Origin of the sequence: Roseivirga sp., from assembly GCF_049099775.1 — a bacterium.
Lineage (GTDB): Bacteria > Bacteroidota > Bacteroidia > Cytophagales > Cyclobacteriaceae > Roseivirga.
On the sequence record NZ_JAGDZM010000010.1, the window covers coordinates 33,739 to 58,837 of the forward strand.

1 protein-coding gene is annotated in these 25,099 nt (G+C 42.9%); it reads right to left on the bottom strand.

The window, feature by feature from the left end; all coding sequences use genetic code 11:
- Positions 1-8: 8 nt before the first annotated feature.
- On the bottom strand, positions 9-25,099 hold a 25,091-nt coding region (locus JXQ92_RS16605), incomplete at its 5' end, for a gliding motility-associated C-terminal domain-containing protein (protein ID WP_421987766.1).

Genomic DNA, 25,099 nt, shown 5'->3' on the forward strand with positions numbered 1-25,099 from the left:
AGTTCCTATTATCGTTTGATGATTACAAATCCACTAAGTGGTTTGCTGCCATTCTTTAAATCTACAACATAGAAGTAAGTACCATCTGGTAGTCTTTCTCCATCTCTATTCACAAACAATCCGACAATGGCATCGCCATTCCACGCTTTGCTTGTATTGTTATATCCATCAGCTTCCCATACAAGGTTACCCCATCGGTTGAAGATTTGCACATTGTTATCAGGAAATTTGTCAATACCCTCAATAAACCATGTCTCATCACCCATGCCGTCATTGTTTGGTGATATGCCACTTCCAGGTTTTACGTCGGTGTTTTCAATGACAGTGATTGTTACAACTGCCTGATCACACTTGACTGGAATGCCATCGTCGCAAACTTCATAAGTAAATGATACCACGCCGAAGAAATCAGGATTAGGTGTGAAAGTATAAGTGCCATCTGGGTTGAATACCAGTGTGCCTCTTTCACCCGCACTTCCTGAACTCACTAATGTATAAGTCAAGTTATCACCATCTTCCTCAGTATCGTTGAAGGTTACTGTTCCGTTAGTAATGCTCGTGTTTTGTGGAATAGTAACGGCATCGTTTTCGGCAATTGGTGGATTGTTAAATGACAATTCTACCGTACTGATATTATTGTCTTCATCAGGGTCTACTTCTGTAGCTGCTACTGTTACGGTATTTGTATGTTCACCATCATCGAGCACATCTACTAAGATGGTGAGCGTTTCTGTCTGATCGATAACCAAAATACCAATGTTCCAAGTGCCGGCTACTTCATCATAAGTACCGAGTGTAGCCGATGAACTTACAAAGCTATATCCAGTTGGTAGCACTTCGGTAAGCACCACATTTGTAGCAGGGTTAGGACCGGCATTGTTTACAACAATTGTAAATGTTACCTGATCACCGCTACTTGGGTCATCATTGCTCACAGTTTTAATAGCCGACAAGTCAGCTCTTGGCAAGGTAATTCTGCGCTGCGCTTTGTTGTTTGTCAAGTCTGGATCAAATTGATCTGCTTTAGTAATCGCTGCTTCATTTAAGTAGTCACCAGCTGCGTTCACTGTTACGGTTATACCGAGTGTTGCTGTGGCATCTACCGCTAATTCAGGGATACTCCAGATTCCGCTAGTCATATCATAAGAACCAGTACCTGCTGCTATACTCACGACTGTGTAACCACTAGGTACAACTTCTAACACTTCAATATTTGTAGCTCGATTCGGTCCATTATTAGCGACAGTGACGAAGAATGTTATTTGGTCATTGAGTTCAGGCCTTGAATTACTTACAGTTTTCTCTATCTGTAATTCTGCAATATCTGGTAATACTTTAGCAAACGCTTCGTCATTGGCAGTGTTCAGGTCTGTTTGATCTATTGACTGCACACTGGCAATGTTCAAATAACTACCTGTTGGTAATACTTCTGCTCTTATTTCTAGCGTGGCTACCTCACCAAGTCTCAATGTATCTACTTTCCATACTCCTAGATCTGGTTCGAATGATCCAATGGCAGTGAATCCTATGAAACGATATCCATCAGGTAATACGTCACTAACAATTACATTCGTCGCCGTTTCAGGACCAGAATTCGACATAACTACTGTAAATGTCACTTGATCCCCTATCAGCGGGTTAATGTTATTTACAGCCTTTGTTAATCCAACATCTGCTTGCTTGATCGAAGTAAATGCGGAAGACAAGTCATTATTTGCATTTACATCAAATTGATCAACCGAGATCAGTCTTGCCGTATTGGTATAGCTTCCTTCACCATTTACTGTTACCCTAACGAGTAAGAAAGCGCTACTGCCTTCAATTAGCTGATCGATCGTCCAATCACCCGTTTCGGCATTATATGATCCGATACTAGCAAATGCATCTACGAAGGTATAACCCGTTGGTAGTACATCTGATATCAGGATGTTTGATGCGCCGTCTTGGCCTACGTTTCTTACAAGGATACTGAAGTTAACTTCATCACCAATATTGGCTTCATCATTATCGATCGTTTTAGTCACCGCGATATCGACAGTAGGAGGATTCACTTCAATCTCACTCACATCATTATCTGCATTACTATCTTTCTGATCTAGGCTGCTGATAGTTGCTGTGTTATCATGATCTCCATCCACAAGCACTTTGGCTACAATTTGTAGGTTCAACGTTTGTCCATTGTTTATACCATCTAATAACCAAGCCGATTGACCAGCATCATAAGCGCCTGCATCGGCAGTCGTACTTATAAGCTCGTAGCCAGATGGCAATTGATCTGTAACGGTTATGTTGGTTGCATCATCTGGCCCGTTGTTGGTCAGGGCAATTGTAAATGTCACTTCATCACCAATGTTCGGCGTTGTATTGTCTACAGTTTTCTCAACACCTAGATCAGCCGAACGAGGTGAGATACTGGCAGTGGAACTATTATTTGCCGTATTCGGATCAAATTCATCAACATCATTAACGCTAACTGTATTCGAGAAGCTTCCTTCAGATTTAGTTTGAACTTTCACCGTCAAGGTTGCTTGCTCATTGAGCGCCATCGCGTTGATTGTCCATAGGCCGGTACTCGGATCGTAATCTCCCTTACTGGCTTCAGTTCCGATCAGTACGAATCCACTTGGAATTCGCTCGTTGATTTCAATATTATTCGCAAGATCTGGTCCATTGTTGGTTAAAGTGATCGTGAAGTTCACTTCCTCACCAATATCAGCTCTTGTTATATCAGAAGACTTCGTCAATGCTAGATCAGCAGACGGGAAGATTACTTCCGCAGATGCTTCATCATTGCTAGTATCCGGATCAACTTGATCACTATTGCTGATACTTGCGGTATTGACCATATCTCCTGTCGATAACACCTCTGCTTGAACTGAGAGTGTAACCGTATCATTGGCAGCTAATGTACCGATAGTCCAAACACCTGTAGCTTCTACATATGTACCTGATTCTGGTGTTGCTATTTCTAATTCATAGCCATCAGGAATCAAGTCTATTACTTCTAGGTTGGTCGCCGCATCAGGTCCTTCATTGAATACATCCACAGTGAATATTACGCTTTGACCGACATTGGCCGTAGGGTTGTTCACTGTTTTAAGTATACCAACATCGGCAGTTTGAACAACTACAGTTTGTTGAGAACTATTATTTGTTTCGTCAGGGTCAAATTGATCCGATCCACTTATCGTAGCAATGTTTGTATGATCTCCTGTTGGCTGGGCTTCAGTAATGAAGTTGATAACCGCACTGCCACCATTAGCTAAATCACCCACAGTCCAAAGACCTGTCGCAACATCATAACTTCCTTGACTTGTTGTAGTACTTGTGACAACAAATCCATTCGGTACGTTATCCAATACTTCCACATTAGTGGCAGGAGAAGGGCCGTTGTTAGTAACAGTTACCGTAAACACTACTTGCTCATCAATAATCGGCGTAGACTGGTTCACAATCTTGTCTATTTGTAGATCAGATTTTAAGGCAGTTACACCTTCACTAGCGCTGTTATTCGAATCATCTGGATCTTCTTGATCTGCAGATGTAACAGTTGCTGTATTGGTGAACTCACCAGTTTCTAATACGGTAGCAGTTACCGATAGAACGGCATCTTCATTCAGAGCAATTGCTCCAACACTCCAAATACCTGTGCTGCTATTATAAGTTCCGTGCGATGCACTTGCACTTACTAGTGTATAACCTGAAGGTAATTCGTCAATCGCCGTAACGTTCGTTGCTGCATCTGGACCAGCATTAGACAGCGTCACCGTAAAGATGACATTCTCTCCAACATTAGCATCTGTATTGCTGACTGCTTTAGCCATGCTTAGGTCAGCGTTCTGCGCTACTATACTCGCACTTGCTGTGTTGTCACCTAAATTAGGATCAAACTGATCAGAGTTTGTGATCTGTGCTGTATTTGTAAAGCTTCCGGTCGCATTGACTGTTGCCGTCATGGTGAATGTGGCTGAAGCACCATTCGGTAGCGTACCTATATCCCATAAGCCTGTCGAACTATTATAGTTTCCTTGACTTTCAGTAGTCGATACTAAGGTGTAACCATCAGGCAGAACGTCTGTAACTTCTACATTCGTAGCATCTGCTGGGTCAGGACCATTATTAGTCACAAGGACAGTAAATGTTACTTGATCGCCAACATTCGGATTGTTTGCATTAACCGCTTTAGAAATACTCAAGTCTGACCTTGGCGGTACAACCTCAATTGATGCTGAATTATTTGTTTTGTCATCATCAACCTGATCTGCATTGACTACGGCAGCAACGTTATTGTAGTCTCCCAATGAAAGTACTGTACCGGTTACAGATAGGGTAGTAGATGCGCCATTGGCTAAATCACCGATTGTCCATACACCAGTTGTACTGTTATAAGATCCAGTGGCTGCACTTTCACTTACTAGTGTGAATCCGTTTGGTAATAGATCATTCACAACCAAACTAGAAGCTGCATCTGGTCCAGCATTACTTATAGTAACCGTAAATGTCACGTTTTCACCAACATTCGCTACTGCATTGTTTACAGTTTTGGTAACACTGATATCAGCTCTTTGGATCGTTACAGGTCTGTCGGCTGTGTTATTAGTTAAATCCGTATCGAATTGATCTAAGGCAATAATCGAAGCTGTATTATCGTGAATACCCGTTTCGCTAGTTCTAACTCTGAGCGTAAGCACAGCATTTCCACCGCTCACTAAGTCACCCACAGTAAAGATTCCAGTATCTCGATCGAAAGATGCGCCTGGTGTTACATTGTTACTAACTAGGGTGTATCCGTTCGGTAAAATATCCTCTACTACAACTCCACTTGCTCTTGCTGGGCCATTATTAGACACCGTAATGGTGAATACAATTTCCTCGTTGATGATCGGCGTGTCATTGTCAACCACTTTAGTAATCACAAGGTCGACTAACTGAGGAGGTGCAGATGTAGTAGATGTATTATTAGCTGTGTTCGCGTCAAATTGATCTACCGCATTTACCGAGGCAGTATTTTCATAAGTACCTGTGTTGAGTACCTGCGCTCTGACTACTAAGCTTTCACTTCCTCCGCCATTTAAAGTTCCTATAATCCATAGCCCTGTGGTTTCATCATAAGTACCAATACTTGGATCGGCACTCACAAAAGTATAACCGCTAGGAAGAAGGTCTAGAATCTCCAAGTTAGTGGCAGCATTTGGTCCCGAGTTCGCTACGTTAATGGTAAAGTCGACGTTGTCACCAACATTTGGTTCAGCATCATCAACCGTTTTCACAACAGATACATCAGCTCCTTGTAGTGTTACACCTGCAGAAGCACTATTGTTATTCAAGTTCGGGTCGAATTGATCTGCACTACCAATAGCAGCCGTAGCTGTATAGTCGCCCGTTGGATTAACAGTTGCAATAACTGTAATAACATCTAATGATCCTGTTCCTTGATCGCCCAAGTTCCAGATACCAGTTGTAGGCTCATAGCTTCCTTTACTTGGGTTCGAGCTTACGAAGGTGAATCCACTAGGTAGTAAGGCGTCTAATGTAATGCCTGTGCCATCTTCAGGTCCGTTGTTTTGTACAGTGAAGGTAAAGGTCACTTCATCACCGGCATTCGGATTAGAATCATCTATAGAGGCCATCACTTCAAGGTCTACTTGAGGAGGTGATACATTCGCATCAGACTCATTATTTGCTAAGTCTGCATCAAACTGATCTAGTGAAGTAACTGTTGCCATATTATTATAGTCACCAGTGCTCTTCACTGTTGCAGTTACTGTTAATGTAGCTTGTCCACCATCGTCTAAATCTCCAATGGCCCAAATACCCGAGGTGCTTGTGTAAGTACCAATACTTGGTATGGCACTTACTAAGTCGTATCCATTTGGCAGTTTATCGGTAATGCTCAATCCCGTTGCCTGATCTGGACCATCGTTATTCACCGTAATGGTAAAGACTACATTATCACCAACATTAGGGAATGGTAAATTCACCACTTTAGAAACGCCTACGTCGGATGATGCTACATCTGAACCAGCAGATGCTTCATTGTTAGTTAGGTCCGGATCGAATTGATCGGCAAATTCTATGGAAGCGTTGTTCTGTAAGTTTTCATTAGAAATAACCGTGGCTCGAATATTCAATACGGCATTGGCAGATGCTACTAGATCTCCGATTGCCCAAAGTCCTGTGGTTTCATCATAAGTGCCTACGCTTGCTGAGCTATTTACTAATTCGTAGCCTGCAGGCAGTGCATCTGATGCTTGAACATTGGTTGCTGCATCAGGGCCATTATTGGTTACAGTTACCGTGAAGAATACATCATCTCCAACTCTTGGGTTTGAAATATCTACCACTTTGGTAATGCTCAAATCAACAATCTGTGGATCGACCGTTACTGTACTGATGTTAGAGGTAATGTCTGCATCAATTTGATCTAAGTTGGCAATAGTGGCTGTATTGATATAGTCACCAGTTGATCTAACAGTGGCTTTAATATCCAAAGTAACAATACCATCTACCGCGATTGAACCTATGTCCCAAACGCCTGTAGTACCGTTGTAACTTCCTGTGGTACTTGTGCCTTCTACAAAGAAGAAGCCGTTTGGAATAGCATCGCTAACTCTAACACTTGTTGCAGGGTCAGGTCCATCGTTGAGTACTTGAATCGTAAATGTTATTTCATCGCCAACATTCGGTACATCATCATTAACCATTTTCGTAATGATCAAATCAGACGTTTGTAGACCAACACTTACAGATGCCAAGTTATTTCCTTCATTCGGATCAAACTGATCGGCATCAGTTACTTCTGCTACGTTGGTGAAAATTCCAGTTGTTTTCACTGTAGCGTTAATGGTTAAAGTAGCAGTACCATCTTTTACAAGCGAACCTACTATCCACAATCCAGTGGTTGGGTCATATGTTCCTTGACTTACAGCTGGTGTTCCTACTAAGTCATATCCGTTTGGTAGTTTATCTACTACTTCAATTCCCGAACCTGTAGCGTTATCTGGACCAATGTTCGTTACGGTTACTGTAAATACGACTGGGTCACCATCATTCGCATTTTGATTGTCAACTGTCTTAGCAATCGCCACATCAACTTTCGGTGAAGTTACGGTTGCAGATGCGGTATCATTCGTACTGTTACTATCTACTTGATCGAGTATCGAGATAGAAGCTACATTTTCAAATTCACCCTCAAGAAGAACTCTCGCTTGAACGTTGAATTCAACAGAATTACCATTAATTAATGATCCTATGATCCACTCGCCTGTGTTCTCGTTGTATACTCCATTACCATTTGTATTGGTGCTAATTACGGTATAGCCTGATGGTATTTGATTTAGTACTCTAACTCCTGAAGCGTCATCAGCGCCGTTGTTAGTTACAGTTACAACAAAATTCACGAACTCACCCACATTGGCAGTCGCATTATCTACTGTGATATTGACACCAAGATCGGCTTGTTGTAGTGTTATGTCCTGAGAGGCTTCATCGTTTGTCGCATTCTCATCAAGTTGATCTACTTCAATGATCTTCGCTATGTTATTGTAAGCTGAAGAACTCGTTACAGTAGCAATAACACTTAGTGTTGCAGTACCCGAAGTTGGTATAGTACCAATGCCCCAAATACCAGTTACTGCATTGTAACCTCCTTGGCTTACTGCACTGCTCACAATTTCATATCCAGCAGGAACAAGGTCATCTACAACAACGCTTGTTGCTTCATCTGGACCGTTATTCGTTACGGTCATTGTGAAGGTTACTCGATCTCCAATATTCGGATTGTCGTTATCGATAGTTTTCGTAATACCGACATCTGCTTTCTGAAGAATTATCGATTGACTGCTGTTGTTGTTCGTTACATCTGGATCGAATTGGTCAGATGCTGTTACTACTGCAGTGTTTTCAAAGTTTCCAGAAGCATTTACGCTTACACTCATCACCAATACCGCACTACTACCATCACCTAGTGTTCCTAGACTCCAAGTTTTAGTATTTGGATCGAACGTACCTTGAGATGCAAACGCGCTTTCTAAGTTGTATCCACTTGGTAACTGATCTTCAATTTCGACCCCTGATGCTGCATCTGGTCCAATGTTAAAGGCAGTTACTAGGAATGTAATTATATCGCCTGGATTAGGGTTCGCATTGTCCACAGTTTTGCTTATCGTAACATCTGCACGTTGCGGTCTTGGTGTAGAACTTGCGCTGTTGTTTGTTACGTCAGGATCGAACTGATCTACATTCAATAAAGAAGCGGTATTCTGGTAAGTACCATCAGATTTCACAGTTGCCGTTATCTCTAAAGTTGCAGAGGAACCATTAACCAAGTCTCCAACTGTCCAAACACCATTGATGTTGTTAAATCCACCTTGGCTAGGGTTAGCCGAAATAAATGTATAACCATTTGGCAGTTGATCTTCTAGCGTGATGCCTGTTGCAGCATCTGGTCCATCGTTAGTTACCGTAATTGTAAAGATTACGTTTTCACCAACATTTGGTCCGCCGTTATCTACTGCTTTTTCAACAATGATATCTGTTTGAGTAGGGAAGATGGTCACATCAGCGGCATCATTTTCTTCTACTTCATCATGTTCAATAAGGTCCGTTACTATTGAGTTATTATCGTAAGATCCACTAGATAATACTTTGGCAGTAATGGTAATCGTTTCGGTATCACCATTCGGAATATTTCCTATTGCCCAAATACCACTACTGGCTGTATAGGCACCTTGACTTGGATTGTCTGAAACAAATTCTAATCCATCAGGTAGGAGGTACGTGATTTCAACATTTGAGGCATCGCTTGGTCCATTGTTTACTACTGTTACAGTTACTTGAACTTCTTCACCAACATTTGGTCTTGAAACATCAACTACTTTTTGTAGGCCAATGTCTGCTCGAGGAGCGTTGACGAATGTGCTTGCTGTGTTGTTGCTTTCGTCAGGATCGTTCTGATCCAATTCTGTAACGGTAGCCGTATTGCCATAGTCTCCAGTGGCTAGAACGGTACCCGTAATATTTAGCGTAATGTTTGAATTACTAGTAATAGTGCCTGCTTCCCAAATTCCTGTGAACCTATCATAAGTTCCTTGAGAAACTGTCGCATTGACAAATTCATAACCAGAAGACAATCTATCGGTGATTTCGACATTAGTCGCTGCATCAGGACCGTTATTGGCAATTGTAACTGTAAAGACTACAGCTTCACCCACATTAGCGGCATCGTTATCAACAACTTTAGTCACTAATAAATCAGATACCTGAACTGTTGCGCCTTGGCTAACACTATTGTTTGAAGCATCTGGATCATATTGGTCTACTGCATTGATATTCGCCACATTTAAATGCGAACCGGTTGCCAATACAGTTGCCCTAAGTGTCAATACTGCACTAGAGCTATTCACTAATGTGCCTACCGTCCAAATACCAGTACTCGCATTATAACTTCCTGTACTTGTAGTAGAAGCTGCAAAGTCGAAACCGCTTGGTAACCTATCGCTTACTTCAACATTGGTAGCGGCGTCTGGTCCGTTATTAGTGACTGTTATAGTATAAACAACTTGTTCACCTGGAATTGGTGTTGTATTGTCGATCACTTTTGTGATGCTCAAGTCAGCTCTTTGAGGAGTTACATCTACAGTTTGTGTATTGTTGATTGGTTGCGGATCGTCTTGATCGCTGCTAGAAATCGTTGCCGTATTATCGTAGTCGCCAGTTACTCTTACTAAGGCTACAATTTCAAGGGTGGCTGTTGCGCCATTGTTTACTACTCCAGCAGACCAAAGTCCATTAGTTGCATTGTAAGAACCAAATGAAGTAACTGCATTCACAAAATCGTAGCCACTTGGTAGTACATCTGTTATTTCAACATTCGTTGCTGCATCAGGACCATCATTTGTTACAGATAGGGTAAAGGTTACTTCTTCTCCAATATTAGGTGTTGCACTGCTCACGGTTTTCGTAATGCCGAGATCAGCAGATTGCGCTACAATACTGGCACTTGCGGTATTGTTACCAGCATTCGGATCAAACTCTGTGGCTGCTGTTATACTTGCCGTGTTTGTGAAGTCGCCTGCCGCACCTACAGTTCCAGTTATGGTCAATGTCGCACTTGCATCTTTAGCTAAACTTCCGACTTCCCAGATTCCACTCGATGCAGTATAAGTTCCAACGCTCGGTGTAGCTGTTCCTAAAGTATATCCTGAAGGGAGTTGATCAGTTACTTCTATTCCTGTGGCATCAGCTGTACTAGGTCCATTGTTAGTTAAAGTAACTGTGAAAGTCACTAGGTCACCCACATTTGGATCTGTCGCATCTACCACTTTTTGTAATACTAAGTCAGCTCTAGGAGGATTTACTGTGGCTGTCGCAGCGTCATTCGCATCGTTAGGATCGTTTTGGTCTAATGCACTTACAGTTGCTGTATTGGCATAGTCTCCAGCAGCTTTCACTGTGGCTATTACTGTTAAAGTAGCAGTGGCCGCATTGTCTAATGAACCGATATTCCATAGCCCTGCACCACTACTGTATGCACCCTTAGTGGTAATGGCACTTACTAAGTCATAACCTGAAGGAATTACATCTTCTAGCGCAAGTCCTGTCGCTTCATTTGGTCCATTATTGGTCGCTACAACGGTGAAAGTTACTTCGTCTCCAACGTTAGCTACACTATTACTTACTGTTTTAGCAATGCTAATGTCAGAAGTTTGAAGCGTAACACTTGCTGATGCGCTATTGTCCGTGTTGTCAGTATCGAATACATCCGATCCCGTTACTGTCGCAGTATTTGTGAAGATACCGGCTGACTGAACTGTTGCTCTTATAGTTAAAGTAGCAGAAGCATTGCTGCCCAGACTAGCCAATGACCAAATGCCTGTTGAACTTACATAACTACCAACTGAGGCTGTTGTATTTACAATGCTGTAGCCATCAGGAACTTGGTCGGTTACTTCAATATTAGTGGCATCATTCGGTCCTTCGTTCAGTAAAGTCACCGTGAAGATCACATCTTCTCCAGGCACTGGCGAAGTGTTATCTACTGTTTTGCTGATGTTTAAATCAGCAAACTGTGCTGTTACATTGACTGTTGCATCGTCATTGTCAGTATCAGGATCATCCTGATCGGCTGCTGTAATGCTAGCCGTATTATCGTAATCACCTGTTGACTTGACTTTAGCCACAAGGTCAATAGTCGCTGTTGTTCCATTTCCAATCGACCCAATAGTCCATAATCCTGAGTTATTGTTGTAACTACCAAAGGATGTGTTGGCTTCGACGAATTCATAACCAGATGGAATTTGGTCTGTTACTACAACACCAGTTGCAGCATCTGGTCCATTGTTAGCGACGCTAATGGTAAATGTTACATTTTCATCCACATTAGGAGTGGCATCGCTAATCACCTTAGTTAAGGCAAGGTCAGCGGATTGTGCTACTATACTGGCGCTTGCTGTATTATCACCTTCGTTTGGATCAAATACATCGGTTGCAGTTACACTTGCAGTGTTCGTGAAATCACCGTTTTCTCTTACTGTCGCCTGAATTGTTAATGTTACTTGCGCATCTTTAGCAAGCTCACCAATCGTCCAAATACCATTTACATTATTGTATGCTGTGCCAGGAGTAGTGGTGGCATTGGTAAGCGCATAGCCTGAAGGTAATTGATCTGTTACCTCAATTCCTGTAGCAGGATCAGTACTTGGGCCATTATTAGTCAATGTGACGGTAAACGTTACTTGGTCCCCGACATTCGGATTATTCGCATCTACAACTTTCGTCAAATTCAGATCGGCACGTGGAGGTGCAACGCTTTCAGTAGCCGTATCATTGTTTGCGTCTGGGTCAACTTGATCGAGCGCACTGACAGTTGCTGTATTGGCAAAGTCACCCGAAGCTAATACTGTAGCAGTTACTTCTAACCGTGCCTCACCTGCACTATTCAATGTTCCGATAGCCCATTCTCCTGTAGCACTTATAAAAGTACCTTGTGTAGATGTAGCACTTACAAATGTGTAACCTGAAGGCAGTTGATCCGTCACGTTTAGACCTGCCGCTGTATTAGGACCGGCATTTGAAGCTGTGATTGTGAACGTAACATTCTCACCCACATTAGCGGTGGCATTATCTACTGTTTTCGTTAAGCTGATATCCGAAGTTTGTACCGTTACTGCTGAACTTGCCGTGTTATTCGAATTGTCTAAATCAAACTGATCGGCAGCTGTGATAGACGCATTATTGGTGAAATCTCCAGTTGCTTGAACAGTTGCTCTTACTGTCAATACTGCACTTCCAGAATTCCCAATGCTTGAAACAGACCAGAGGCCAGTTGTGCTGTTATAAGTTCCAATAGAAGCATTGCTGCTCACTAAATCATAACCGTTCGGTATAAGATCAGTTACTTCAATATTCGTGGCAGTGTTCGGTCCGTTGTTTGCGACGGTAATTGTAAAGATTACATCATCTCCTGGTACTGGCGAACTGTCATCGACTGTTTTGGTGATGTTCAAATCAGCAAATTGAGCTACAACTTCTACTGTAGAAGTATTGTTAGCATCTTCCGGATCGTCTTGATCTGCTCTTGTGATGGTGGCTGTATTATCATGATCTACCGTTTGATTTACGGTAGCCACAATAGTTAAGGTCGCCGTCTGTGCGTTGGCAATTGAACCAAGTGACCATATGCCGGAGTTCTCGGCATAAGTACCAAAGTTAGTTACAGCTGAAACGAAGTCGTATCCACTAGGAATCTGATCTGTTACTTGAACGCTTGTCGCAGGGTCAGGACCAAGGTTGCTCAAGTTGATCGTGAAGGTGACGTCATCGCCAATATTTGGCATTTCATCGCTAATTGATTTTGTAACCTCTAGATCAGAGGCCTGAGCTAATATACTTGCGCTTGCCGTATTATCTCCTTCATTTGGATCGAAAACATCGTTGGCAGATACCCTTGCCGTATTGGTGAAGTCGCCCGTTTCATTGACTGTCGCAGTCATGGTAAGTGTGGCCTGCGCCGCGTTGGCTAAAGCACCTACTGTCCAGATTCCTGAGTTACTATCATAAGTACCTACTGAAGCAGTTGGTGTAACTAGTGTATATCCTGATGGCACTACGTCTGTAACTTCTATGCCTGTGGCATCGGAAGTACTCGGTCCGTTATTGATTAGTGTTACGGTAAACGTGATCAAGTCGCCAACATTTGGACTAGTATTGTCTACCGTTTTAGTGATAGCTAAGTCCGCTCTTGGAGGAGCAACGGTGGCACTTGCTGAATCATTAGTATCAGTAGGATCAATTTGGTCTAAGCTATTTACCGAAGCTGTGTTTTCATATTCTCCAGTAGATAATACGCTGGCAGTCATTGTTAAGGTGACCGCATCTCCGTTTTCTAACTGACCAATTGTCCATATGCCGGTCGCTGAAATGTAGTTTCCAGCACTAGGGTTGGCAGAAAGTAGGTTGTAACCTGTTGGCAACTCATCCAAAATTGAAAGGCCAGTTGCTCTATCAGCACCATCGTTCGTTACCGTTACGGTAAAGTTTACGGTCTCACCAACATTTGCTTCATCATCATCTACTGATTTCGTGATGTTGATATCAGCAGACTGCAATGTAATCGCACTACTTGCAGTGTTATTAGTATTGTCATTGTCAAACTGATCGACAGCGGTGATTGTCGCTGTATTGGTAAAGTCACCACTAGATTGAACAGTTGTTCTAATCGTCAATGTAGCTGTTGCGCTATTGGTTAAGCTATTGATGGTCCATGCACCTGTGTTCGTATCGAAGTTGCCTTGTGAAGCAACTGCGCTTACTAAATTAAATCCACTAGGGATTTGATCTGTAACGGTAATGTTAGTAGCTGCATCCGGTCCAGCATTAGAGAGGTTGATTGTAAAAATCACATCTTCGCCTGGAACAGGATTAGCATTATCGACTGCTTTTGTTATGCTTAAATCAGCAATCATAGGATCTACTGTTACTGACGCTGTATTGTTCGTGTTGTCAGTATCGTTTTGATCAACTGCTGTGATGCTAGCTGTATTCACGAAGTCACCTGCAGATAGGGTAGTAGCGATTACTTCTAATGTTGCTACTCCCGCATTATTCAGACTTGAGAACATCCAAATGCCATTGGTGTTGTCGTAAGTTCCTCTCGAAGGACTTGCACTTACAAACGTAAATCCGCTTGGCAATTGATCAGTAATTGAAACGTTTGTGGCGGCATCTGGACCTGCATTGTTCACCGTGATAGTAAACGTTACATCATCTCCAACATTTGGCGTAGCATCGCTGACAACTTTAGTTATGCTTAAATCAGAATTTTGTATTCCAGATGATACCGTGGCCGTATTATTCGCGGTTTGTGGATCAAATTCATTAACACTTGTTATTGATGCTGTATTTGCTCTGTCGCCGCTAGCATTAGCAGTTGCCAATACTTCTAGGGTAGCGACCCCATTGTTGGCTAAGTTTCCAAGCGTCCAAATGCCAGTTGTCGAAACATAGCTTCCTTGACTTTCCGTAGCGTTCACGAAAGTGAATCCGCTAGGCAACTGATCTGTCACTATAATGTCAGTGGCTTGACTTGGTCCATCATTCGTTACCGTAACCGTAAAAGTTACATTGTCACCCACATTAGGACTTGCGTCATCAATCACTTTAGTGACAACAAGGTCTGCATTCGGTGGTGTTACTGTGGCAGTAGCACTATCATTAGTGTTGTCCGGATCGTTCTGGTCAACACGTTGGATGCTGGCGACGTTATCAAAATCGCCGGTTGCTTCTACCGTTGCTACAATTGTAATATTAGCGTTGGCTGCATTGTTAATAGTACCGACTGTCCAGATACCGCTTACTGAGTTATAAGCACCTTGACTTGCCGCAGCACTTACGAATGTATAGCCTGAAGGTACTTTATCAAGCACCTCAATGTTTGTAGCTGCATCAGGTCCTGCGTTGGCCGCGGTAATGGTAAACGTTACACTTTCTCCAACGTTCGCTACGTTATTACTTACAATTTTGGTTATGCTAACATCAGCCACTTGAACAGTGGTAGAGGCAGTTGCACTGTCATTTGAATTGTCGGTGTCGAAAGTAGTATTTCTAGTAATTGAAGCGGTATTCAAGTAATCTCCTGCTGCATTAACTGTAGCTCTAATGATCAGCGTTTGCGTAACACCGTTACCTATGCTACCAATATTCCAAATACCTGAAGTATCGTCATAAGTTCCTTTTGTTCTTGTAGCATTTACAAAAGTGAAACCGCTTGGTAATAGATCAGTCACTTGTACTTCTCTAGCACTATTTGGTCCAGCATTGACTGCAGCAATTGTAAATTCTACTGATTCACCAGGAATAGGAGTGGTATTACTCACCTCTTTCGTGATTGAAACATCTGAAAGTAATGCCGTAATCGTTGTACTGGCTTGATTATTTGTATTGTCAAGGTCAGTTTGGTTGGCAGAAACTACCGAAATAGTATTAATGTAATTTCCAGTGCTTAAGACTTTACCTACTACTGTTAAGTTGGCTGTTGCACCGTTTGGTAATGCACCGATATTCCAAGTTCCTGTTGTTTCATTATAAGAACCAAAGTCTTGGTTCGCAGAAACAAACTCGAAGCCATCAGGAAGAATATTATTCGCTATTATACCTGTAGCTGCATCCGGACCATTGTTTGTTAATGTGATCTGGAAAGTAACTTCTCCATCAACATCTTGCGTAGTTACATCTGGCGTGATCGTTACGCCTAAGTCAATCGCCTGAGAATTGGTACTAACCGTGGCTGTATTATTACCCTGATCTGCATCGAACTGATCTGAACCAGTAATTCTTGCAATGTTGGTTAAGTCTCCACTCGCATTTACGGTCGCGTTTATCGTTAAGGTAGCACTTGCGCCATTGGTAACTGTGCCTACACTCCATAAGCCTGTAGCGTTGTCATAACTTCCTGAGGCTGTATTCGCACTAGCGAATGTGTAACCACTTGGAAGGACATCGGTTACTACCACGTTTGTAGCATCAGCAGTACTTGAAGATTCGCTCGTTACAACTAGTGTAAAGATTACCTCTTCACCAACAGTTGGTGTATTCGTATTTACACCTTTTGAAATTGAAAGATCAGCAATAGGAGGGGTTACCGTGGCGTTCGCCGAATCATTTGTATCCGCCGGATCAATTTGATCTAATTCATTTACCGAAGCTGTATTCACATTGTCATCTACAGAAGATACTGTAGCGGTTATTGTCAATGTTGCATTAGCAGCGTTGGCTAAGGTTCCAACAGTCCAAATGCCTGTTGCATCGTCGTAACTGCCAGTAGCCGTATTGCTCGAAACGAAGGTGTATCCAGCAGGTAAATCATCACTGATTTCGAGGTTAGTCGCTGCATCAGGACCTGCATTGCTGGCCGTTATAGTAAATACTACATTCTGCCCAACATTTGCACTTGCGTTGTCGACAGTTTTTGTGATGCCAATGTCTGATGTTTGAACTGTAACACTTCTCGAAGCTGTATTATCTGTATTGTCATTGTCGAACTGGTCGGAGTTGGTTACAGATGCTGTATTGTTATAGTCACCTGTTGCTAGTACTCTTGCCCGAATTGTCAATGAAGCACTACCTGCATTCGCCAAAGTACCTACTGTCCATACACCACTTGTAGTTACATATGTTCCTTGCGAGGTAGAGAAGCTTACCAATGTATAGCCTGAAGGAAGTTGGTCAGTAATCTCGATGCTTGTTCCAGCACCTGTTCCTTCATTAAGAACTGTTACTGTGAAAATTACATCGTCGCCAGGTATCGGGTTAGCATTATCAACGGTTTTGGTCAGGTTAAGATCAGCAACTTGTGGCACCACATTGGCAGTAGCTGTATTATTGCTAGCTGTTCCATCTGCCTGATCGATTGTTGAAAGCGTGGCGGTATTGTTATAGTCGCCTGTTGCTTTAACTGTAACTGTTAAGTCAATCGTTACTGAAGTACTAGCAGCGATTGTTCCAACTGTCCAAATTCCATTATTATTATCATAACTACCATTCGCTGTTGTGGCACCCACAAAGTCATAACCGCTTGGTAGGGCGTCTGTAATTGTAATTCCAGTGGCTTCATCTGTTCCTGTATGCGAAGCAGTGATTGTAAATGTGATGTTATCTCCAATTTGTGGAGAAGCATTATCTACAACTTTCTCAATCGCTACATCTGCATCTTGTTTCACAGTCGATGCGCTTGATGTATTATTTGATGTATCAGGGTCGAATTGGTCCGCGGCGGTAAGGCTAGCAGTGTTTTCAAAGTCGCCAGTTGCATTTACTGTTGCAGTAATAGCAAGCGTTGCACTTGTGTTACTACTCAAGTTTCCGATGGTCCAAACCCCAGAACCCGGCACATAAGTACCTTGACTTGGTGTATTTCCAGTGATGGTGTAGCCACTTGGCAATTGATCAGTTACTACAACGCCTGTAGCATTTTCGGTGCCGTCATTATTTGTTGCAGTGATTACGAAAGTAATTTCATCACCCGTATTAACACGCTCTTGATCTACTGTTTTATCTAAGCTGATATCTACTCTAGGCGGCGTAACAGTTTCTGTGTCTTGATCATTCGAACTGTTATCATCGACCTGATCTAGATTGCTCAATGAGGCAGTATTACCATAATCACCTGTAGCATTTACAGTGGCTACAACAGTTAATGTTGTCGATCCGCCATTGGCTAAAGTTCCAACTGTCCAAACACCAGTGGTGGCGTTGTAAGTACCTGTCGCTGGCGACTGACTTACTAAAGTATATCCGGAAGGGAGAAGGTTATCGATGACAAGGTTAGTTGCATCATCTCCGCCGTTGTTATCTACAGTAATTGTGAAGGTTACGGCTTCACCAACATTCGCAGCGGCATCATCAACTGCGACAGTCACAGCAATGTCAGATTCTTGTAAAGTGAGACCTTGACTTGCGCTGTTGTTGCCATTGTCCGGATCAAATTGATCAGCACCTTCAATAATTGCCACATTGGTAAAGTTACCAGTGGTCTGAACAATTCCTGTCAAGGTTAATACAGCACTCGAGCTATTCACTAAGTTGCCTACTGTCCAAATTCCAGTGTTCTCGTCGTAAGATCCTGTACTAGCTGTGAAACTAGCAAATGTAATTCCGCTTGGTAGTCTATCGCTCACCTCTACGGAAGTGGCTGCATCAGGACCGTCATTTGTTACTGTGATGGTGTATACGACAGTTGCACCAGGAATTGGATTATTGTCGTTGAGCATTTTCGTTATACTCAAGTCAGCAATTTGCGCATCTACATTGGCTGTGTTGGTATTATTACCGGTTGTCGGGTCATCTTGATCTGAAGCGGTAATCGACGCCGTATTATTGTAAGTACCTGTTGGTAATACTTTGGCTCTAATGGTCAACTCAGGCGTTTGCGCCGTTGTTACATTTCCAACTGTCCACAAGCCTGTTGTAGCACTGTAGTTTCCGAATGATGTATTAGAACTTACAAACTGGTATCCATTAGGTAGGATGTCCGTAATGGCCACGTTCGTCGCTAAGTCAGGTCCAGCGTTCGCAAGCGACAACGTAAAGGTCACTTCTTCATCAACATTAGGCGTAGCGTTATCGACAACTTTAGTTAATGATAGATCGGCAGACTGCGTGACTATAGTAGCCGTAGAACTGTTGTTTCCAGTATTCGGATCAAATTGATCTGCATTTGTAACGGTTGCTATGTTCGCAAAGTCTCCTGTCGAAAGTACTGTCGCTGTAATCACTAATGTAGCATTAGCATCCTTGGCTAAACTTCCAACTGTCCATAAGCCAGTTCCATTGTCATAAGTACCGATGCTAGGTGTAGCAGCGCTAAATGTGTAACCAGAAGGAAGTACATCTACCACTTCAATTCCTGTTGCTGAACCGGCAGTAGGACCGTCATTAGTTAAAGTTACCGTGAAGGTAATGAGGTCGCCTACATTTGGACTACTGTTACTTGCTGTTTTCTCGATGGCTAAGTCCATTACTGGGGCCGTCACAGTTTCAGAAGCACTATCATCCGTATTGTCTGGGTCTTGCTGATCTAGGGTGTTCACCGAAGCTGTATTTGTGAAATCACCACTTGAAAGTACAGTGGCAGTAATCGTTAATGTAGCAGATGAAGCATTGCTCAGTGAGCCAATCGTCCAAACCCCTGCACCACTGTTGTAAGTACCAGACGAGGCCGTTGCATTTAAGAAACTATACCCTGATGGAATAGACTCATTGATGCTCAAGTTGGTAGCATCGTCCGAACCAGTATTAGAAACAGTAACGGTAAACGTTACATTCTCTCCAACATTGGCGGTGGCATTATCAACCGTTTTTGTAATGGCGATATCTGATGTTTCTAAGGTTACAAGTGCAGAATCAGAATTGTCAGAGTTGTCATCATCAAACTGATCGGAAGCGGTAACGCTTGCAGTGTTGGTATAGTTTCCGGTGGCTTGTACTGTGGCTCTTAGTGTAAGTGTCGCTGTACTTGCATTGGCAATGCTATTTACTGTCCATAAACCTGTTGAAGCTACATAGCTACCTTGGGAAGTTACTGCACTCACAAGGGTATATCCGCTTGGTAGTAAGTCGGTCACTTGAACACCTGTAGCAGTAGCTGTGCCTTCATTCAATACATTTACCGTAAAGATTACATCGTCACCGGCGTTAGGTGTGGTATTATCAACTGATTTAGTAACGTTCAAGTCGGCGACCATTGGTACTACCGTGATTGTACTTGAATCGTCAGTATTATCAGGATCATTTTGATCTAGTGAAGTAACAGATGCAGTGTTGGCATAAGACCCAGTAGATAATACTGTCGCAGTAATTTGAAGCGTCGCAGTACCTGCATTGTTTAACGTTCCAATGCTCCAAACACCTGTTCCTGATACATATGAACCTCTGTCTACGGTATGGCTCACATAAGTAAAGCCATTCGGTAATTGGTCAGTCACTATTAAGTTATCAGCAGCATCTGGTCCGGCATTATTAGCTACTACGGTGAAGACCACTGATTCCCCAATGTTTGGCGTAAGGTTATTGACAGATTTCGCTACAGAAATGTCAGAGCTTTCGATGAATGCAGCTGCTGTAGCTGTGTTATTAGCTGTGTTAGTATCAAATTCAGCAACGGCAGATACAGTGGCTGTATTTGTTAAGGCACCAGCCGCATTCAATGTGGCTACTATTTCTAATGATTTAGCAACATCTTTGGCTAAAGCGCCTACTGTCCAAATACCAGTTCCGTCATCATAAGTTCCTTGGTCTGCCGTTGCACTTACGAAAGTATATCCAGCAGGAAGTTGGTCAGTTACACTAATTGAAGAAGCCGCATCAGGGCCTTGGTTTTCTAAAAGAATAGTGAAGGTTACTTGATCCCCAACATTTGCTCCGATAGGAGAGACAGATTTAGTCAATGCGAGATCAATGTTCGCTGGATCAACCGATTCTGAAGCACTATCATTTGTAGAAGTACCATCGAATTGATCTAATGACTGAACACTTGCCGTATTCGTGTAAGTCCCTGTTGAAAGTACGGTTGCCTCAATGGCTAGCGTAGCATTTGCACCGTTGTTTACTGTCCCAACAGCCCAAACGCCTGTTCCGGCAGTATAGGTACCTTGACTAGGCGTTGCTCCTGCGAGTATATATCCAGAAGGGAGTTGATCTAATATATTGACGTTCGTTGCGTTGCTAGGCCCTGCATTGCTTACTGTAATTGTAAACGTAGCGTTTTGCCCTACATTAGTCGTTGCGTTATCCACAACCTTTGTAACGCTTAAGTCTGATTGCTGCATGGTGACAGATTCAGAAGCAGTGTTATTTGCCGCATTGGTATCGAAAGTATTGTTTCTCGTAATCGTCGCTGTGTTAGTATAAGTTCCTGCTGTATTTACAGTAGCTCGGATTACTAATGTTTGACTTCCAGACGCTGCAATATTCCCGACATCCCAAATACCAGAAGTACTCGTGTAAGTACCCGCAGTAATAGTTGGCGTACTTACGAAAGTATATCCTGAAGGAAGCACATCAGTAATTTGAACGTCTTGTGCAGATGCAGTACCACCATTAGTAGCCACTATTGTGAATTCTACTGTGCCATTTGGAAGTGGGGTGCTGTTGTCAACCACCTTAGTAATACCGACTTCTGACAAGAGTGGTGCCGAAACGGCATTGTCTGAATCATTTGCACCATTAGAATCTGTTTGATCTGCAGATGTGACAGATGCCGTATTTGTATAAACTCCAGTGGCGTTGATGGTAGTCCGGATTGTTAAAGTTGCTGTTTCTGCATTAGCAAGGCTTCCAACTGTCCAAACACCTGTGCCCGATACGTAGGTGCCATGTGATACCGTACTGGAAACAAATGTGTAACCCGAAGGTAAAAGGTCATTGGCGATAATATTGGTAGCTAAGTCAGGGCCATTGTTCAATAGAGAAACAGTGAATATTACGCTTTCGCCAACATCCTGAGTTGCATTATCAACAACTTTACTCATCTGAAGGTCGATCGACTGTACCGATGGACTAACAGATGCAGTATTATTTCCACCGTTCGGATCGAACTGATCTGAAGCAATTATACTGGCAACATTCGTATAATCAACAACGGCTGTAACAGTAGCATTAATGGTTAGGGTAACCGAACCTCCATTGGTAATAGTACCAATATCCCATACACCTGTACCAGAATTATATGTTCCCTGACTTGGCGTGTCACCTGTATAGGTGTATCCAGCAGGTAAGAGGTCTGTAACTGTCACGTTTGTAGCATCAGCTGTACTTGCTGCTCCGCTTGTTACTGTAATTGTAAAGACAACTGGATCTGTTGGCGTAGTCGTCACCACATCTACAGTTTTAGTAATACCCAATTCTGCAATTGGAGGTGTTACTGTAGCTGAAGCTGAATCATCAGTAGCATCTGGATCCAACTGATCTAGTGATTCTACTGATGCTGTATTTGTATTATTATCTACGTTTACAACAGTCGCTGTAATATCTAAAGTAGCTGAACCGCCATTTGTTAATGATCCAAGCGTCCATAGACCCGTTGCGTTGCTGTAACTTCCTGTCGCGGTATTACTCGAAACGAAGGTAAACCCTGCCGGAAGTTGATCTTCAATCACAACATTTGTAGCATCATTTGGCCCTTGGTTGGTAGCAGAAATTGTGAATACTACATTCTGACCAACATTTGCTGTGGCATTGTTTACTGATTTAGCCAAGTTGATATCAGAATTCTGAACAGTTACCGATTGGCTTGCACTGTTATCAGTTCCATCGCTATCAAATTGATCAGATGTTGTGACAGTTGCGGTATTGTTGTAGTCTCCGCTAGTTTTAACAGTTGCTCTTAGCGTCAACGATGCACTCGCTCCATTCGCAAGCGTACCTACAGTCCAAAGACCGGTATCTGATAGGTAACTTCCTTGAGAAGTTGAAGCACTCACAAAAGTGTAGCCAATCGGTAGCTGATCTGTAATGCTAACATTCGTTGCTTGCCCACCACCTTGATTCAAAACGGTGACTGTAAAGATGACGTCTGCACCTGGAATAGGAGAGGCGTTATCTACGGTTTTACTCATGTTTAAGTCGGCAAATTGTGTCACCACAACTGCTGTAGCTGAGTCGTTTCCGGCATTACTATCAGCTTGATCTATTGTCGTCAAACTCGCTGTGTTATCGTAAGTTCCAGTTGAAAGTACTGTTGCCGTAATCGTTAAGGTCGCCGAAGCATCAACTTCAATCGATCCTACATTCCAAACGCCTGTGCCACTATTATAGCTACCCTGTAAAGTGCTCGCGCTTACAAAAGTGTAGCCAGTTGGTAGTGCATCCGTAATGGTTACGCCAGAAGCGGCATCATCGCCAGCATGTGTAGCTGTAATGGTAAACGTTACTTGATCACCTACCTGAGGTGCCGCATCATTAACTGTTTTGGCTATCGCAATGTCTGCTGATTGTTTGGTTGTAGAAGCAGATGCATTATCGTTTGTTGTATTCGTATCGAATTGATCAACAGCAGTAATAGTTGCGGTGTTTGTGAAATCACCTGCACCATTTACAGTTGCGTTTATCGTTAATGTAGCCGTCGTATTCTGCGCTAAGCTGCCTACTGTCCAAACTCCGGTTCCATCTACATAAGTACCTTGGCTTGGAGAATCACTGGTGTAAGTGTATCCAGATGGCAAAAGATCAGTTACCGAAATTCCTGACGCGTCTGTAGTTGTACTGTTATTTTTTACCGATAACGTGAAGCTTACTGCGTCTCCAGTATTAACTCTTTCTCTATCAACCGATTTCTCCATGCTGATGTCGACGCGTGGAGGTGTTACCGTGCTAGTCGCTTGATCATTCGTCGACGTATTGTCTTGCTGATCAAGGCTGCCTACGGCAGCGGTATTGCCATAGTCGCCCGTAGACTGGACGGTTCCTACAACGGTCAGGGTGGCATTGGCTCCATTATTCACCGTGCCAACGGTCCATACTCCAGTTCCCGAAACATATGTTCCTTGACTTGGTACGTGGCTGACAAATGTATATCCCGAAGGAAGTAAATCATTCACGACCAAGTTAGTAGCATTATCAGGTCCGGCATTGGCAGCGGTAATTGTAAAAGTTACGTTCTCACCAACATTTGCAACGTCATTGTCGACCACTTTTGTAATAGAAATATCAGACTGCTGAAGTGTATAAGTTTGGCTTGCGCTATTATTCGAGATGTCGGTATCAAACTGATCAGCACTTTCTATATTGGCTACATTGATACTGTTGCCAGAAGTTAAGACAGTACCTGTTAGCGTCAAAACAGCAGAAGAGGAGTTGGCTAAATTTCCAACTGTCCACACCCCCGTACCAGAATTATAAGTGCCGGCACTTTCAGTAGATGATACAAATGTTAATCCAGAAGGGAGTCGATCGCTTACAGAAACGTTCGTTGCATCATTAGGTCCATTATTCGTAACCGTTATGGTGTACGTGTTTTGTGCACCCGGTATTGGTGTGCTATTATTTTGAACTTTCGTAATGCTTAAGTCAGCCATTTGCGCCGTTACAGGAGTGGTAGAAGTATTGTTTCCACTGTTCGGATCGTCTTGATCAGAACCTGTAATTGAGGCCGTATTATTATAGTCGCCAGTAGAAAGTACTTTCGCCACGATAGTCAGTACCGGAGCCTGTGTCGTAGAAACAGTTCCAATATCCCAAAGACCGGTCGAAGCTGAATAAGCCCCGAAAGTTGTGTTTGAAGAAACGAACGTATAACCGCTAGGTAGTAAATCCGTCACCGCAACGTTTGTGGCTACATCAGGTCCTGCATTACCCATAGTCAATGTGAATGTGATTTCATCATCAACATTCGGTGCCGCATCACTTACTGCTTTCGTTAAGGACAAGTCTGAAGAAAGTGCTACAATACTAGCAGTGGCAGTATTATTACCCGCATCTGGATCGAATTGATCAGCACCAGTAACTGTAGCAGTGTTGGTAAAGTCACCAGCTGCAAGCACTGTGGCAGTAATACTCAAGGTTTCAGTTGCGTCTTTAGCGATCGTTCCGACCGTCCAGATACCAGTACCTGAAGCATATGTTCCAGTACTTGGCGTGGCCGTACCTAATGTATAACCTGAAGGTAGAAGGTCTGTAATCTCAACTCCCGTTGCCGAAGAAGTACTCGGTCCATTGTTTGTAAGGCTCACCGTAAACGTAATGACATCGCCCACATTTGGGTTCGAATTGTTCACCACCTTAGTCAATTCAAGATCAGCTCTTGGAGGATTTACTGCAGTAGTTGCCGAATCATCCGAGTTATCAGGGTCTAATTGATCCAAAGTAGTTACTGAGGCGGTATTTCCATAGTCGCCTGTAGAAAGTACGGTTGCAGTTATTGTTAAAGTAGCATTAGCTGCATTGTTGAGTGTACCGATATTCCATACCCCTGAGGTATTATTGTAAGTACCTGTTGACTCGTTGGCACTTACAAATGTGTATCCAGAAGGAAGTTCATCAGTAATCGTAAGTCCAGTAGCGTTGTCTGCCCCAGTGTTCGAAGCTGTTACAGTAAAGACAACATTAT